Source organism: Geothrix sp. 21YS21S-4 (genome assembly GCF_030845995.1).
GTDB lineage: Bacteria > Acidobacteriota > Holophagae > Holophagales > Holophagaceae > Geothrix.
Map to the genome: position 1 here is coordinate 1,774,515 of NZ_CP132719.1, position 15,877 is coordinate 1,790,391.

A 15,877-nucleotide genomic window follows, 5' to 3' on the forward strand; every position below is an offset into this window, starting at 1 on the left:
CCTCGCTGCCAGGGGCATGCCGGAGGCTCTTTTGCTCCGGCGAGCCACTGGCGAGGGTGAACCGGTCACTCACTGGGGTTGATTCTAAGATCTTGGGGATTCGTTGTGGAGGCATGGGCGATTCCCATGAGTTGATGGCATGCCTTGTGGTCCTCAGATGTTCTTAATGAAATATATCCATCTTTATATTGAGTTGTGTTGAGTATCAATAGTGTTTGATTAGCGGTTGGATTAAATCCAAACTAGCACGGTAAAAATGACAGTAATTGACTCACACATTATAGTAGTTTGTTGATTTCATTTTTGAAATCAGAAGGACGTCCTTTCAGGACGTATTTACAATTCATTTTTTCAAGTTCTCTTCCGGCTCCTTCATCATCATGTACTGTATATGCCATGACCGCAGAGCCAGGATACCCGTGATCGCGGCAATATTGTGCAGCAGCAATCCCAGGGAATCTTTCTATGAGTGGGGTTCGGTCGATCATTTTGGGAGTAACGGCATCTAGTGGAGGTATATTCATGTCAATAATGACCAAATCAAATTTCTTTTCCCCCAAAATGGATATTGATTCTGGGAGTGTTTTTACTGTTGTTACGATAAGGTCTTTTGATTCAAGAAATTCATAGACCCACCCTAAATGCTCGGGTTCATCCTCTACGATTAAGACGTTCTTTGTTCTAACGGGTATCTTTTTCATATCGCCATTTCTCCGTGCTTTCTTTATCGATTGTATATTCTGGGAACCTGATTCTGAAAGTTACTTGTCTTAATTTGGTTGCGTAAATTGCTTCAATTTTTGCATTAAACGCTACTTTTAAAATGTTTTTACAAATATACAAGCCAATACCTGAACCACTTGATTTTATCTTTACAGCTTCTTTCCCTCTTGTCCCCCTCTTGAAGATGTTGGATATTTCTTCTTTGTTAAAACCAATTCCTGTATTTATAACATCAATGATTAGATTTCCTGTGGTTTTTTGAGGTTTAATTTCGATTGTGATTTCTGTATCTGGGTCACAGTATTTTAAGGCATTTTCTAGCAAATTCATGAATACTTGTTGCAGCAAGTCTTTATGACCTCGCACTTTGTACTGTGTCGTTGAGTCAGTAATGCTGATTCTCACCCCTCTTTTTTCAGCAGGCTCTTGAAAGAATTGTACTGCATGCATGGCTACGAGGGGGATTGTTGCGATTCCAAGTCGTGCACGTAAGGACTCTCTACCTGACTGAGTTGTGAGTTGGGAAAGGTATGCAAGATTGCGAACGAGCTCAATTGTCATAGCAAGCTGTGCACGAACAGTTTTTAATTTTTGCTGTCTCTTCTCTTCCTTGATGGTGCCATCAATTACATTGTCGATTGTTCCAATAACTGCATTAAGTGGAGCAATGATTTGATGTGTAAAATTGAGAATCAAGGGATTATCGATCTCCGTCTGACTCTCCTGAGAATCCTCGTCGTCTATATCGCTAGGGATTTCGGGGAGAGAAGGGGGAGGCGGGCTGATGGGAATCCCTTCTGCCGAGGGGAGAGGTGTCGTTACGGGCGGGAAATGGGGGATGGGTGGGTTTTCTGGTGTTATTTTTTCAGCTTTCTGCAATTTTATTGTTCCCGTGCTGGGCTTTTTAGGTGGAGGTAATGTGAAAATTGGTTGTTTTTTTGGGTTATTCATGGCGTACCTTCATTGTTGGCGCAAAATTATTTTAATTTGATTTATATCAGCAGTTATTTCAAGATTTGACCACAGGGAGATGATTCTGAACGCTTCCGTTACGGCGGATGCACTGAGGTCTATTGAAGGCTGAATATAGAATACAGTGTCTTCAGCTGTTTCAATGGTGGTTCTATCTGCTGGTAAGATTTTAATTGTATCGGATCTATTGAAATATCTAATGGAAGCCAATAGCGCTCTCAACCCATGACAATCCGCACCTGATAGGGAAACTAATGGGTCTACATTACACCAATCATATAAATCTTTATCGAGGCGAAATTTTTTCCAGTTGCCACAATCACCGAGTTTGGCCGACTCAGTCCGAACGGAAATCAATTCTGATAATGCGGCAGATAGTTCAATCGACATTAAAAAATTTGAGGAAATAGGGTCGATTGCTAACAATCCGTATAGACCTTGGACGACCTTTGTCAGAAATTGAGTTAAGGAGAATATGGAAGATTCTATAATTTTGTCATTAAATTCTAGTCCATACTTTATTAATAAAACGGATTCATGTGAGATTTTTCGTTCTAACTCGACAGAATCCCAGACCCTAACTATCGGCCTTCTCCTCGCTCTGTTCCAATTCGATATTTCTGTTTTGCAATTAGGGCTATAGCTGGTGGTAGTGCATAGAAGCAAATAATCTGCTCCATGATTGTCGGCATATGCGATTTTTCCGTATACAGTTGGCCAATCAATAGATTTTGAGTATCTTTTACATTCAACATACCATTTTTGCATTTCAATATTGCCGCTTAAGTCAATGGAAAGTGCTTGACCCTCAATGTCTCGTCCTCCATCAGCGCCAGGAGTTCTCCACACCGCATTCTGAAGGCCATTAAGGATCATTAAGTCATATATTAAATTTTCAAACTCGGTGGGAGTCAATTTCAGCAGTTTGCTTCGGACCACCGGGCACCTCGGCCATTAATGGCGAACGATATTTTGACTGATTTCATTTCGTACCAATGAAGATTGAACTCCAATTGGTTGTATCTGCATTGAGCACCTCTGGAAGGCTTACCACACCCTATCCAGGACACGTCCTTCTGAGAAGTCCTTACTCAAGAACGAACGTTTGGAATAGGCGCCATGGAGATTCACGGTCAGTAAATCAGAGGAGTGGGCCGCTCACCCACGCTCTAAATTTCTCATTCTCTTCCCTCTGGCTCTGACTTCAATGCAGTCTCCAGCGCCAAAGCGACCCTCTCACTGTTGCTTCGGTGCTGTGAGTTGGCCAAGTGGGCATACCTTTTGGTGGTGCTCGCTTGGCTATGGCCGAGAAGAGCCCCTATCATTTCAAGGCTCATGCCACCCTGAGCCGCATAGCTTGCGAAGGTGTGGCGAAGGTCGTGGATTCGTACGCCTAGGATCTTTGCTTTCTCACGGATGGCGTCCCAGGGTTTCTCTAGGTTCACTAGGTTAGTGCCTTCCTTGTCGCCTGCGATGACGTAGGGGTTATTGAGCATCTGAGGCAGAGTCTCCACCACTGCGACGGCAGGCTTGTTTAGGAAGACGGCCTTGGCACCGGTTTTGGAGTCCTTGAGGCGCAGAACCCCGCTCTCAAGGTCCACCTCGTCCCATTGCAAGCGCAGAATTTCGTTGAGTCTGGCGCCGGTGAACATGAGGAGGCGAATGGCGGCAATGGCGAAGAGGGACTGCTCCTTGGTCTTCTCCATGGTGGTGAGAACCTCTGCGAGGCGTCGAAGCTCGGCAGCTGAAAGAAATCGTTCTCTGGAGTGTTCCTTGAATTTCTGGATGTAGAAGCAGGGGTTCGAGGCCTGGGGGCGGTAGCCCCAGAGTTCGGCCATTTTGAGCATTTTCGACATGACGGCCAGTACGCGGTTGGCTTGGTAGGGCGTGGCGCGGATGCTGTGGTGAAGCTTCGCAATGTCGCCAGGCTCCAGATCCCGCACGAGGCGCTTGCCGAGTTCGGGAACGATGAAGCGGGCGATGGCTTCCCTGTACTGGCGCTGCGTGGTGGCCTTGGTTTTCGTCTCTACATGTTCCTCAAGGAATCGGTTGGCTAGTTCGTTCACAGTTGGCGCGTCGCGCTGCTCTGTGAGCTTCTTGTGCGGGTCTTCACCTTCGAGGATTTGGAGGCGGATCTTCTGCGCCTTCTTCCGGGCCTGGTCCACGGTTATGACGCCGTAGCGACCGAGCGTGATCCAGTGCTGCTCTGCGCGTTTCGTGTACTTGAACGCGAAAACCTTCGTGCCGGAGGTCCACACGCGGATGCCGAAGCCGGGCATGTCGCGATCCCACACGGTGTAGGCCTTCTCGCCGGGTTGAAGGCTGTCGACCAGTGTCTTGGTGAACCGTTCAGTTGGAGTCCGTGGCATGGTTCCCTCTTGCGTCGGGCGGTCGAGTAGCTATGCTGCTAGCTACTGACTGAGCTAGCAATTCGATGATAGCTCCGGGGATTCTCCAAGGCACGAATCTTTGACAAGTATAGAAAATAAATGACTTCAATTCTTAATCTGATTTGCCAACCCTACCCATCATGATAATTCGTAATCAGCAGGTCGCAGGTTCGAATCCTGTAGTTGGCTCCAATGGAACCCCCCGAAACCTAGTGTTGACGGGGGTTTTTTCTATGTCGAGATGGTTTGGAAAAGAGCCCACAAAAGCATGTAGAGATTGGCTTGAAGCTTTTTTTACCAAAATATGGATATTCGAGGGTACAAAAAATCTGGTAACGTAGAGCTATCTCTCGATCTTCTGGTCATGATTGAATGCTCTTCTCTAGAATGAACTTCCTGGGCTGTTTACTTGGGCCTGAATGGGGGGATGAATGCAATTCCGGATTCTTCCTGCAGGATTATTATTCTTGGGTTCATATTTTCCACTCTCAGTAATCCTCGCATTGCAAGATATAAAATTGTCAATTTGGGGCGGTCCCTTATGGAAGCAGTGTATCGCACATAAATATATGATCTTTGAACACCCCTATCTTTCCATTATTGGTATTTTGGGGACAGGGTTGTGCTTTTTTATTACTATATACCTACTTCAACACATTAGATATAAATACCCAATTACCGTAGTAGAAGCTAAATCAATCCCCAGTGAGTTAATTGGTTATAGTTTTCCTTATATTGTTTCGTTTATGGGAGTGGATTACGCATCTTTAGGGAAGATTGCGGGTCTTGCGGCATTCCTCTTCTGGCTATTCATTATTACTTACCGTGCCGGTCAAATCATCATGAACCCACTATTACTTGTATTTGGGTGGAATTTGTATGAAGCGAAGATTACCATTGGAAGTCAACAAAGGATTGTAAGAATATTATCAAATCAAAAATTAGTGCCAGGAAATTATCTAAGTGAGGAAATTCAACAAAATTATATTTGCAAGAAGGGTGAATAGACATGCCTAGTTTTAATGAGTGGAAAAATTTTAACTATACACAATCAACAGTGCAGTTGTGGGTATTTAAAAAAAGCTCAACTGATGCAAAATATAAGGGATGGCATGTCAGAACTGATGGAGGAATTGAAGTTATGTTTCGTAATGCAGTAATTAATCAATTATCCAAAATATCAGAGCATTTTGAATACACGCATATATCTCAAAACAATGAGTCCAGCTGTATGGAACACCCTCTGGAGGATTGTGAGGGTTTGATTGCATTACTTGATATTGTGGATCAGCCTGAAGGGGAACATGTAGCAGAAAATGTTAAACAACTCCGTGGATCGACGGGTTATTTGGTTAAATTTCAATTTAATGATGAAACCGTTTATGCAGTGAAGAAAACAGCGCCATCCTGGAGTCCTAAAATTAGAAAGTCATTAATTAATGCTTTATTTATTCAGGGCGAACTCTCAGTCGTGCCCAACGAGGAATTCACCTTCAGTTCATTTTTTGATTTTTTCTGTTTCAATGAAAATGTATATATTATTGGCAAGCGCTCATTTGAATCAACCATAGCAGAGAAAAGTGTATATAAAAAGAATTTTTCAGATTTAAGATTATCTCCTGAATTTATTAGTGTATTCAGCGAGATGACTTCGATCGTTGAATTTGTTGGTGAAAATGCAATGCATCTTCGCAGAATGGCCACTATTCAAAAGAAAGAAGTATACAGGAATCCCAATTTTTTAATCGAATTAAAAAGAGTGAGTGACATGAGAAATTGGGGTATTGAATTTGATGCAGAAGGCAGAATAGTACCAACTCTTAGTACTGCTAAAATCATCATACAAGTATTATTAGATCATCGTTTATTTAGCGAAATTACATCAAATTACTATGACGTTCCAGATGCAATCGTGGTGTAATCGAGAGCAAGACAGGTTCGGCGACGGTGAACGTGGAACAAAACGGCCCCCAAGCTGGGGGCCGTTTCCACTTCGAAAGAGACGGGCTACTTCCCAAACCCCTCCGGCAACTTAATCCCCAGATTCTTCACCAAAAACGCCCACTGGTCCGCCCTCTCGGCGATCTGCTTGGTGGTGGGTTTGCCGGCGCCGTGGCCGGCGTCGGTTTCGATGCGGGTGAGCACGGGGGCGGAACCGGCCTGGTCGGCCTGGAGGGTGGCGATGAACTTGTGGCTGTGGGCGGGGACGACGCGATCGTCGTGGTCGCCGGTGGTCACGAGGGTGGGCGGATACTTCACGCCGGGCTTGAGGGTGTGGAGGGGGCTGTAGGTCATCAGGTACTTGAAGCCCTCGGGATCATCGGAGCAGTCGTAGTCGCTCTTCCACATCCACCCGATGGTGAAGGTGTGGTACCGCAGCATGTCCATGACGCCGACGGCGGGCAGGGCCGCGCCGAAGAGATCCGGGCGCTGGGTCATGCAGGCGCCCACCAGCAGCCCGCCGTTGGATCCGCCGTGGATGGCGAGCCTGGGCGTGGCGGTGTACTTCTCGCGGATCAGCCACTCGGCGGCCGCGATGAAGTCGTCGAACACGTTCTGCTTGGTCCGCTGGCGGCCGGCCTCGTACCAGGCGCGGCCGTACTCGCTGCCGCCGCGCAGGCAGGCGTGGGCGTAGACGCCGCCCATCTCCATCCAGGCGAGGACCCCCGGGCTGAACCCCGGCGTCGCGGGCACGTTGAAGCCGCCGTAGCCGTAGAGCAGCGTGGGGTTCTGGCCGTCCAGCTTCAGGCCCTTGCGGTAGGCGAGGAACATCGGGATCTTCGTGCCGTCCTTGCTGGGGTAGAAGACCTCCTTCACCTCGAAGGCGGCGGGATCGAAGGCCACCTTGGACTGGCGGAAGACCTCGCTCTTGCCGGTGGCGAAATCGTAGCGGTAGAGGGTCGTGGGCCGGTTGTAGCTGGTGAATCCGTAGAAGGCTTCGGTGTCCTCGCGGCGGCCGCCGAAGCCGATCAACGAGCCGACGCCGGGAAGCGCGATCTCCCGCTCCAGCTTGCCCTTCAGGTCGTAGAGGCGGACGGTGGTGAGGGCGTCGATGCGCCAGGTGGCGACGAAACGATTGGCAACGAGGTTCACGCCCGCCAGCACGTCGCGGCCCGGTCCCTCGGGAATGAGGGTCTTCCAGTCCTTGGACTCGGGCTTGCCCACCTCGATGGCCACCAGCCGGCTACGGGGGGCGCCCTGGTCGGTGAGCACGTAGAAAGTGTTCCCGTCGTTGCCCACCACGCGGTAGCTGCCGTCGAACTTGTCCAGCCACGGCGCCACGGGGGCGGTGGGCTTGGTCAGGTCCTTCAGGAAGACGCGGTCGCGGCGGTCCGTGCCCTGGGACTGGTAGACCACGAGCCATTTGCCGTCGTCGGTCTCCAGGCCGCCGAAGCCCCAGTCCGGCTGGTCCGGCCGCTCGTAGAGGACGGTGTCCTTCTCCACGGGCGTGCCCAGCTTGTGGAAGAGCAGCTGCTGGTTCTTGAAGACGCCGGTGAGCGCGCTGCGGTCCTTGGGCAGGGGATAGCGGGTGTAGTAGAAGCCGCTGCCGTCCTTAGTCCAGTCGCTCACGCCGTTGCGGCCCAGGGGCAGCTCGTCGGGGAGGTCCTGGCCGGTCTCGATGTTCCGCACCTTCCAGATGTTGAGGTCGGCGCCGCCCTTCGACAGGGAGTAGGCCATCAGGCGGCCGTCGTCGGTGAACGTGGTGATGCCGAGGGAGACGGTGCCGTCCTTGCTGAGGGCGTTGGGATCCAGCAGCACCCGACCCGGCTGCTTCAAGTCGGTGGTGACGTACAAAACGCTCTGGTTCTGGAGGCCCGTGTTGTGGCTGTAGATGTAGTACTTCCCGCGCTTGGCGGGGGCGCCAAACTTCTCGTAGTCCCACAGCTTCGTCAGGCGGGCCTCAACGGCCTTCCGCTCGGGAATCTGGTCCAGGTAGGCGCGGGTGGTGCGGTTCTGGGCAGCCACCCAGGCGGCGGTTTCGGGCGAGCGGTCGTCCTCCAGCCAGCGGTAGGGGTCCGCGACCTTGGTGCCGTGGTAGTCGTCCACCACGTCGGCCTTGCGGGTGGCGGGATAGGTCAGGGGCGCCTGGGCCGACAGGACGGCGGCCAGTCCGGCCAGCGCCCAGGCGCGGGAAAGGAGTCGGGTCATGGGGCAACCTCCTGGAGCAGACGCCCAGGATACCTCGTGACACTAGGTTGAGAAAGTGGAGGCCGTCAGGGGAGCTTCATTCCGAGGTTCTTCACGAGGAAGGCGAACACGTCAGCCCGCTCCTCGATCTGCTTGGCGGTGGGCTTGCCTGCGCCGTGGCCCGCGTTGGTCTCGATGCGGGTGAGGACCGGCGCGGAGCCGCCCTGGCAGGCCTGGAGCGTCGCCGTGAACTTGTGGCTGTGGGCGGGGACCACGCGGTCGTCGTGGTCGCCCGTGGTCACGAGGGTCGGCGGGTATTTCACGCCGGGCTTGAGGGTATGGAGCGGGCTGTACTTCATCAGGCCCTGGAAGCCGGCCTTGGTGTCGGAAACGAGGTAGTCGCTCTTCCAGGCCCAGCCGATGGTGAACTTGTGGTACCGCAGCAGGTCCATGACGCCCACCTCGGGCACCGCGGCGCCGAAGAGGTCCGGCCGCTGGGTGAGGCAGGCGCCCACCAGCAGGCCGCCGTTGGAGCCGCCGTTGATGGCCAGCTTGGGCGTGGAGGTGTACTTGTTGGCGATCAGCCACTCCGCCGCCGCGATGAAGTCATCGAACACGTTCTGCTTATTTTCGAGGCGACCGGCGTCGTGCCAGGGCTTGCCGTATTCCCCGCCGCCACGCAGGTTCGGCATGGCGTAGATCCCGCCCATCTCCAGCCACACCACGCGGGACACGGAGAAGGCGGGCGTGAGGGACACGTCGAAGCCGCCGTAGCCGTAGAGCAGCGTGGGGTTCTGCCCGTCGCGCTTCAGGCCCTTCTTGTGGACCAGGAACATCGGGATTTTCGTCCCGTCCTTGCTGGGGTAGAACACCTGCTCCACCTCGTAGGCGGAAGGATCGAAATCCACCTGCGGCGTGCGGTGCATCACGCTCTGCCGGGTCTTGAGGTCCAGGCGGTAGATGGTGGCGGGGCGGGCGAAGGAGGTGAAGGCGTAGTAGGTGGTGGCGTCCTTGCGCCGGCCGTCGAAGCCGTCCACGGTTCCGAGCGTCGGCAGGGCCAAATCGCCCAGGAGCTTGCCGTCCACGGCGTGGAAGCTCACGGCGGAGTGGGCGTCCCGCATCCAGGTGGCGACGAAGGTGTCGCCCACCAAGCTGACGGCGGACAGTACGTCGCGGCCCTTCCCCTCCGGGATCAGCTCCCGCCAGGCCTGGCGCGTGCGGAAGGGTGCGGCCACCAGCCGGCTGCGCGGCGCGCCCTTGTCCGTGAGCAGGAAGAACACGTCGCCCTCGTTCCCCACCACCTGGTACTGGGCGTCGAAGGCGTCCAGGAAGGGCTCCACGGCAGCGCCGGGCTTGGTCAGGTCCTTGAGGAAGACCCGGTTCCTGCGTTCGGTGCCCTCGCTCTGGCTGATGATCAGCCACCGGCCGTCCTCGCTCACGTCGGCGCCGAAGCCCCAGTCGGGCTGATCCTTGCGCTCGTAGACCAGCTCGTCCTTCTCCTGCGGCGTGCCCACCTGATGGAAGTAGACCTTCTGGAACTTGTTCACGCCCGTGAGGGCGTCGCCTTCCTTCGGCGCGTCATAGCGGCTGTAGAAGAAGCCCTTCCCGTCCTTCGTCCACGCGGCGCCGCTGAACTTGGACCACCGGATCTCGTCGGCCAGATCCTGGCCCGTGGCCACGTCGCGCACCTTCCACGTCTGCCAGTCCGACCCGGCGCGGGAGATGGAATAGGCCATCAGGCGACCGTCGTCCGTCAGGCTGGTCCCGGACAGCGCCACGGTCCCATCCTTGCTCAGGGTATTGGGATCCAGCAGGACGCGCCCGGCCTTCGCGGGATCGTCGGTGACGAACAGAACGGCCTGGTTCTGGAGGCCGGTGTTGTGGGTGTAGAAGGTGTTGCCGCCCCGGGTGTAGGGCACGCCGTAGCGCTCGTAGTTCCACAGCTTCGTCATCCGCTCCCGCAGGCGGGCGCGCTCGGGGATCCCCTCCAGGTACGCGAAGGTCACGCGGTTCTGGGCCTCCACCCAGGCCTTGGTCTCGGGGCTGTTGTCGTCCTCCAGCCAGCGGTAGGGATCCGCCACCTTGGTCCCGAAGAAGTCCTCCACCACCTCGGCCTTGCGCGTGGAGGGATAGACCAGGGGGACGTGGGCGGCGAGGCCGGTGGTGACGACAAGAGCCATGGGCAGGATCCTCATGCGGTGCCTCCGAGCGGGGGCCATTCTGCCACCGCCGGGGGGCGCAATCCCAGCCGTGCAAGGGCGCGCGCTTGGTGGTAGGCTCCGGCCAGCCGCGGAGGTCTCTTGGTCCCCCCATCCAGCAAGAAAGTCTTCGTCCTGGATACGAACGTCCTCCTGCACGATCCCAACTCGATCCTTCACTTCCAAGAGCACGACGTGGTCCTGCCCATCGTGGTGATCGAGGAGGTGGACCACTTCAAGAAGGACCAGACGGAAGTGGGCCGGAACGCCCGCACCGTCTCCCGCCTCCTGGACCGGTTGCGGGCCAGCGGCACGCTCAGCACGGGGGTCCCCCTGGAGGGCGGGGGCTCGCTCAAGGTGGACGTGGCCTCCCACAACCTGGACTTTGGGATCCTGTCCGCGGACAAGCACAAGGCCGACAACCACATCCTGGCCTGCGCCCGGGAGCTGCTGCACAGCCGCAAGGAGCGGGTGGTCCTCGTCACCAAGGACACCAACCTCCGGATCAAGGCCGACGCCATCGGCGTCCAGGCGGAGGACTACACCACCGACCAGGTGGAGATGGACGAGCTGTACACGGGCCATACCTCCTGGGAGGTGGCGCCGGCGCAGGTGGATCAGCTCTACGACGCCGGCCTGGAGCCCGATCCCGCCCTGGCGCTGCAGCCCAACCAGTTCCTGACGCTGGTGGACCAGACCAACCCGAGCCACACGGCTTTGGGGCGGTTCATCGCGGGCGAGGGGCTGCTGCGCCCCCTCCGCCGGATGGAGAACTATCCCTGGGGGATCAAGCCCCGCAACCGGGAGCAGCAGTTCGCCATGGACCTGCTCCTGGATCCCACGGTCCAGGTGGTCACGCTCCTGGGCAAGGCGGGCACGGGCAAGACCCTGCTGGCCATCGCCGCGGGCCTCCAGCAGGTGGTGGACGACGAGGCCTACGACAAGATCCTCGTCAGCCGGCCCGTGATGCCCATGGGGCGCGACCTGGGCTACCTGCCGGGCGACGTGGGCGAGAAGCTGCGGCCCTACATGCAGCCCATCTACGACAACCTGGAATTCATCGTCGGGGCCAACACCGAGGCCCGCCGCCGCACGACCATGACCGCCGGGCAGCTGGAAGAGGCGGGCTACCTCGCCATCGAGCCCCTCACCTACATCCGCGGCCGCAGCATCCCCAAGCAGTACCTGGTGGTGGACGAGGCCCAGAACCTCACGCCCCATGAGGTGAAGACGATCCTCACCCGGGCGGGCGAGGGCACGAAGGTGATCTTCACCGGCGATCCCCACCAGATCGACAACCCCTACGTCGACGCCAGCACCAATGGGCTCAGCTTCCTCGCGGAGCACTTCAAGCACCTCGACGTCTCCGGCCACGTGACCCTGCAGAAGGGCGAGCGCAGCAAGCTGGCGGAACTGGCGAGCAACCTGCTGTAGGAGCCCTCCATGGCGGACGCATCCTGGGACAACGGCGGCCTCGGCGCTCCCCCCAAAGCGGGGATGCCCCTGTGGGGGAAGATCGCCCTGGGGTGCGGCATCGCCTTCGTCCTCGCCCTGGTCACCTGCGTCGGCGGGGTCGCCTACGTGGCGACGAAAGCCAAGAAAGACCCCGAGGGTTTCAAGCACCGAATGATGGGCTTCGCCCTGGACAAGGTGCGGCCCGACTGGGAGGACTTCCGCGCAGTGGTGGAGCAACTCCATACGCCGGAGGGGACCCGCGCCCTCTACGCCGCCAACCCCGCCCTGGCGAAGACCTGGCCCACGGAGGCGGAGTTCCTGAGCGCCGCCGCGGGCTGGCGCAAGGACCTCGTCCCCGCGCCGGAACTCACGCCGGACGTGATGGAACACCTGGGCCTCCGCATCAATTACGCCCGCGGCGGGAAGGTGGAAGTGGGGTGGAGCCCCAAGAACGGCCGGGCAATCTACGTCACTTTCGAGGGGGCCCGGAAGACGGGCCAGGCCACGCCGCGGCAGGTGGTGGCGCTGGACGTGCGCTGACCGATCCGGATTGAGGATCCGCGGGTTTTCCGCCAAGATTCAAGCATGATCGCAGCTTCCGGATCCATATCTGACGCCCTCGCCCTGCTCACGAAGGGCACCGTCACCTGCCACAAGGTGGATCAGCTCGAAGCGAAGCTGAAAGAGGGGCGCCCCCTCCGGATCAAGGCGGGATTCGACCCCACCGCGCCGGACCTCCACCTGGGCCACGGCGTCCTGATCCGCAAGATGGCCCAGTTCCAGAAGCTGGGCCACGAGGTGACCTTCCTCATCGGCGACTTCACCGGGCTCATCGGCGATCCCACGGGGAAGAAGGCCACCCGCCCGCCTCTCACGAAGGACGAGGTCCTGGCCAATGCGGAGACCTACAAGGCCCAGGTCTTCAAGATCCTCGATCCGGAGAAGACCAAAATCCGGTTCAACAGCGAGTGGTTCGGGAACCTGGCGGGCGAGGGCTGGATCCGCCTCGCCTCGCGGTTCACCGTGGCCCAGATGCTGGAGCGGAACGACTTCGCCAAGCGGATGGACGCCCGCGAGCCCATCGCCCTGCACGAACTGCTCTACCCCCTGGTCCAGGCCTACGATTCCGTGGCCCTCCAGGCGGACGTGGAACTGGGCGGCAACGACCAGCTGTTCAACCTGATGCAGGGCCGCACCCTCCAGGAGGCCTCCGGCCAGAAACCCCAGGTCGTCCTCACCGTGCCCCTGCTGGTGGGCCTCGACGGCGCCGAGAAGATGTCCAAGTCCCTGGGCAACTACATCGGGTTCCTGGAGGATCCGGATACCCAGTTCGGCAAGACCATGAGCATCAGCGACGCCCTCATGTGGGACTGGTACCTCCTCCTGACGGACAAGCTGCCCGCCGAGATCGAAGCCCTCAAGCAGGGCCATCCCATGGACGCCAAGAAGGCCCTGGCCCGGCAGATCGTGGCCGACTTCCACGGGCCCGAGGCGGGCCGGGAAGCGGAGGCCCGGTGGATCCAACGATTCTCGGAGCGCAGCCAGGATCAGGCGCCCGAGGTGGCGATTGCCGGAACCGAGGACGAGGTCCCCCTGACCCGCCTGCTGGTGGACCGGGGCCTCGCCGGCAGCCGCAAGGAAGCCGAGCGGCTGGTGGCCCAGGGGGCGGTGAGCCTCGACGGCCAGAAGGTGGCGGACCCGGCGCTGCGGATGCGCCTCCTCTCCGGCCAGTCCGTGCTGGTGAAAGTGGGCAAATTGAAGCTCGAACGATGGGTGGTCACATGAGCCTTCCGGCCCTCAAGGATCTGTTCGCCCGGCACCGGACGAAGGCCACGGGCCTGTGGCGCCTGGGCCAGGAGCCCCAGCGCACGGTCTTCCTGGAGGGCGGAGACATCGTGTTCGCCGCCAGCACGCACCCGCTGGACCGGCTGACCCACCTGCTGGTGGAGCGGGGGAAGCTCACCCAGGCCCAGCTCGACTACGCCATGGCCAACCTCAATCCGGCCATGTCCATCGGCAAGAACCTGATCGAGATGGGGTTCATCACCCAGCGCGACCTGCTGGACGTGGCCCGCTCCCAGGTGGAGCGGGTGGTGTGGGCCGGCATGGCCGAGACGGCCGACGCGCCCGCCTTCGAGGCCAAAGAGCTGGAATCCACCACCGTCCGGCTGCCCTTCGACACCCCGGCGGTGCTTCTGGGCGGCGTCCTGAATCTAAAGGACCGGGAGCGCCTCCTGGACGAGCTGGGTCCCCTCAACCAGGTGGTCGTCCTCGAAGGGCGGCGCCACCAGGAGCTGACCCTTCCCGCCGACCTGGTGCGGATCCCGGGCCTGCTGGACGGCAGCCGCACGCTGCTGGAGCTCAGCCGGGAATCCGGCGTGGAGCCCTTCCGCCTGGGCGCCTTCGTCCTGTTTCTGCGAGAGATGGGCTGGGCCCGCCTCCACGAGCTGCCCCCCCTGGACCGCAGGGCCCTGGAACTCGCCTTGGATCCCCCTCCCCAGGCCATCAGCCCGGCCCTGCCAGAGGCCCCGCCCACGCCCCCCGCGTCCCTCTTCGCGGAAATCCACGCCAGCCAGCACCCCACCACCAATCTGGAGCACCTGTCCGAGGCCCTGGATCGCCTGGGCCCCGAGGACGAGCTGGAGGATCCCTTCCCCCCCGAGGCGGGACTTCTCACCGGCCCCCTGTTCGGCGGGGCCGAGGAGTTTCCGTTGGCTCCGGCCCTCACCCCTCCCGTGGAACCGCCTCCCCCGGCGGAGCTTGCGGTCCCCATCCAGCACGAAGCCGAAGGCACCGCCGAAATCCCGGACGCGCCGGACCCGGAGCCTTCCCGCCCTTCCCGGTGGCCCTGGCTGCTGGTGGCCATCGCCTTGGTCGCCGTGGGTCTGGGGATGGGAGTCCGGTGGTATCGGCATCGGCCCGCCCATGAGCCCCTAGAGGCGATCCCCGCTCCCGTGCAGCCCCCCCAGGAAGAGCGAAAGGCGGAACCGGCCCCCACGGCAGCCGAGCCTCCTCCATCCACCCAGGCCCCTGCTCCAGTCCCTGCGCCAGCCGTCGAATCCAAGCCCGAGCCCCCCGCCCCGGCCTCCAACCAGGAGCGCCTCCAGGCCATCGTGGAGGGGAAGTGGAAGGCGGCCCTCGCCCAGGGGGCAGCGCACCGGGAACTGGTCCGGGGCAAGTGGTCCCTCCGCCTGGAGATCGCCTGCCAGGAGAGCACCGTCCAGCACGCCGTGGGCCTGCTGAAGAATCTGGATCCCGACGTGTTCCTCGTGCCCATCGCCATGCGGGACGGACGCACGTGCTACCAGCTGTTCTTCGGGGCGTACGGCTCCGAGGCCGCCGCCCGGGCCGCAGCCAAGCGGTTGCCCGCCCCCTTCCGGGCTGAGGGCAACCGTCCCAAGCCCTTCCGGGTGAACCAGATCCCCGACCGCCAGTAGGCCCTGCCCCTTTCGCCGCCTCTCACTCAATCAAGTCCGGCATAAGGCCGGCATGAAAATCAAGGCATGTTCGGGTTGCCACCCCCTTCCGTCCGCCCCATCGTGGGACCGGCCCGGAAGAGGGGCCCAGCCAGGAGACATCATGCCGAGGGGTGACAAGCGTTCCTACACGGATAAGCAGAAGCGGCAGGCGGAGCACATCGAAGAAGGCTACGAGGATCGGGGCGTCTCCACCGAAGAAGCGGAGCGGCGCGCCTGGGCCACGGTCAACAAGCAGACCGGCGGCGGCAAGAAGTCCGGATCCGGACGGGACCAAGCAGAGAACCATGCCTCCAGCCGGAAGGGGGGTCGTCTGGGCGGACGGGCCCAAACGACGACTTCCCGTAGCGCGACCGCCAAAAAGGGGTGGGAGACCCGGCGGAAGAACGCCCGCACGGAAGGCGGCTCTTCCAAACGCCCCAAAGCATAAAAGGCGCCCACGACATCTTTAAAAATAGGTATATATAGTCAATGTTATTTCCCATTCTTTACAAACCAGCTGCACCTCTGTATACTTCATATGTATATTGAGGAT

13 protein-coding genes are annotated in these 15,877 nt (G+C 58.5%); 7 read left to right on the forward strand and 6 right to left on the reverse strand.

Annotation, left to right across the window (positions count from 1 at the left end; translation table 11 throughout):
* Nucleotides 1–278: 278 nt before the first annotated feature.
* The 4 genes from RAH39_RS08050 to RAH39_RS08065 form a co-directional block, all read right to left on the reverse strand.
* The gene (locus RAH39_RS08050) at nt 279–701 is read right to left on the reverse strand and encodes a response regulator (protein WP_306589571.1); all 423 of its coding nucleotides are present in this window, start codon (nt 699–701) and stop codon (nt 279–281) included.
* The gene (locus RAH39_RS08055) at nt 682–1,674 is read right to left on the reverse strand and encodes a sensor histidine kinase (protein ID WP_306589572.1); all 993 of its coding nucleotides are present in this window, start codon (nt 1,672–1,674) and stop codon (nt 682–684) included. Before RAH39_RS08055 ends, RAH39_RS08050 begins: the two co-directional genes overlap by 20 nt.
* Nucleotides 1,675–1,683: 9 nt before the next feature.
* Nucleotides 1,684–2,634, reverse strand: coding sequence for a restriction endonuclease (locus RAH39_RS08060; RefSeq protein WP_306589573.1), 951 nt, complete (start codon nt 2,632–2,634; stop codon nt 1,684–1,686).
* A gap of 239 nt (nt 2,635–2,873) precedes the next feature.
* On the reverse strand, nt 2,874–4,064 hold the full coding sequence (locus RAH39_RS08065) for a tyrosine-type recombinase/integrase (protein ID WP_306589574.1): 1,191 nt from the start codon (nt 4,062–4,064) through the stop codon (nt 2,874–2,876).
* Nucleotides 4,065–4,516: 452 nt separating this feature from the next.
* Here RAH39_RS08065 and RAH39_RS08070 point away from each other — a divergent pair, with 452 nt between their 5' ends.
* Nucleotides 4,517–5,092, forward strand: a complete 576-nt coding sequence (locus RAH39_RS08070; protein ID WP_306589575.1) for a KwaA family protein — start codon at nt 4,517–4,519, stop codon at nt 5,090–5,092.
* Between the two features lie 2 nt (nt 5,093–5,094).
* Nucleotides 5,095–6,006, forward strand: coding sequence for a Kiwa anti-phage protein KwaB-like domain-containing protein (locus RAH39_RS08075; protein WP_306589576.1), 912 nt, complete (start codon nt 5,095–5,097; stop codon nt 6,004–6,006).
* Between the two features lie 86 nt (nt 6,007–6,092).
* Here the strand turns inward: RAH39_RS08075 and RAH39_RS08080 are convergent, their stop codons facing one another.
* The gene (locus RAH39_RS08080) at nt 6,093–8,234 is read right to left on the reverse strand and encodes a prolyl oligopeptidase family serine peptidase (RefSeq protein WP_306589577.1); all 2,142 of its coding nucleotides are present in this window, start codon (nt 8,232–8,234) and stop codon (nt 6,093–6,095) included.
* Between the two features lie 65 nt (nt 8,235–8,299).
* A complete protein-coding gene (locus RAH39_RS08085) occupies nt 8,300–10,408 on the reverse strand; it encodes a prolyl oligopeptidase family serine peptidase (RefSeq protein ID WP_306589578.1) in 2,109 nt (702 codons plus the stop codon).
* 105 nt (nt 10,409–10,513) lie between these two features.
* On the opposite strand from RAH39_RS08085, the gene RAH39_RS08090 reads away from it, so the two are divergent.
* The 5 genes from RAH39_RS08090 (at nt 10,514) to RAH39_RS08110 (ending at nt 15,772) form a co-directional block, all read left to right on the forward strand.
* On the forward strand, nt 10,514–11,845 hold the full coding sequence (locus tag RAH39_RS08090; protein WP_306589579.1) for a PhoH family protein: 1,332 nt from the start codon (nt 10,514–10,516) through the stop codon (nt 11,843–11,845).
* Between the two features lie 9 nt (nt 11,846–11,854).
* The gene (locus RAH39_RS08095; protein WP_306589580.1) at nt 11,855–12,406 is read left to right on the forward strand and encodes a hypothetical protein; all 552 of its coding nucleotides are present in this window, start codon (nt 11,855–11,857) and stop codon (nt 12,404–12,406) included.
* A gap of 45 nt (nt 12,407–12,451) precedes the next feature.
* Nucleotides 12,452–13,651, forward strand: a complete 1,200-nt coding sequence (gene tyrS, locus RAH39_RS08100; protein WP_306589581.1) for a tyrosine--tRNA ligase — start codon at nt 12,452–12,454, stop codon at nt 13,649–13,651.
* Nucleotides 13,648–15,303: a DUF4388 domain-containing protein gene (locus tag RAH39_RS08105; RefSeq protein ID WP_306589582.1), complete on the forward strand. Its 1,656-nt coding sequence runs from the start codon at nt 13,648–13,650 to the stop codon at nt 15,301–15,303. The genes tyrS and RAH39_RS08105 overlap by 4 nt, the downstream gene beginning before the upstream one ends.
* 142 nt (nt 15,304–15,445) lie before the next feature.
* Nucleotides 15,446–15,772, forward strand: a complete 327-nt coding sequence (locus RAH39_RS08110; RefSeq protein ID WP_306589583.1) for a hypothetical protein — start codon at nt 15,446–15,448, stop codon at nt 15,770–15,772.
* The last annotated feature ends 105 nt before the right edge of the window (nt 15,773–15,877 follow it).

Coding starts and splice junctions, on each gene's coding strand:
- RAH39_RS08055 (WP_306589572.1), bottom strand. CDS start 1,674: ATGAATAACCCAAAAAAACAACCAATTTTCACATTACCTCCACCTAAA.
- RAH39_RS08075 (WP_306589576.1), top strand. CDS start 5,095: ATGCCTAGTTTTAATGAGTGGAAAAATTTTAACTATACACAATCAACA.
- RAH39_RS08085 (WP_306589578.1), bottom strand. CDS start 10,408: ATGAGGATCCTGCCCATGGCTCTTGTCGTCACCACCGGCCTCGCCGCC.
- RAH39_RS08070 (WP_306589575.1), top strand. CDS start 4,517: ATGCAATTCCGGATTCTTCCTGCAGGATTATTATTCTTGGGTTCATAT.
- RAH39_RS08080 (WP_306589577.1), bottom strand. CDS start 8,234: ATGACCCGACTCCTTTCCCGCGCCTGGGCGCTGGCCGGACTGGCCGCC.
- RAH39_RS08095 (WP_306589580.1), top strand. CDS start 11,855: ATGGCGGACGCATCCTGGGACAACGGCGGCCTCGGCGCTCCCCCCAAA.
- RAH39_RS08105 (WP_306589582.1), top strand. CDS start 13,648: ATGAGCCTTCCGGCCCTCAAGGATCTGTTCGCCCGGCACCGGACGAAG.
- tyrS (WP_306589581.1), top strand. CDS start 12,452: ATGATCGCAGCTTCCGGATCCATATCTGACGCCCTCGCCCTGCTCACG.
- RAH39_RS08110 (WP_306589583.1), top strand. CDS start 15,446: ATGCCGAGGGGTGACAAGCGTTCCTACACGGATAAGCAGAAGCGGCAG.
- RAH39_RS08065 (WP_306589574.1), bottom strand. CDS start 4,064: ATGCCACGGACTCCAACTGAACGGTTCACCAAGACACTGGTCGACAGC.
- RAH39_RS08050 (WP_306589571.1), bottom strand. CDS start 701: ATGAAAAAGATACCCGTTAGAACAAAGAACGTCTTAATCGTAGAGGAT.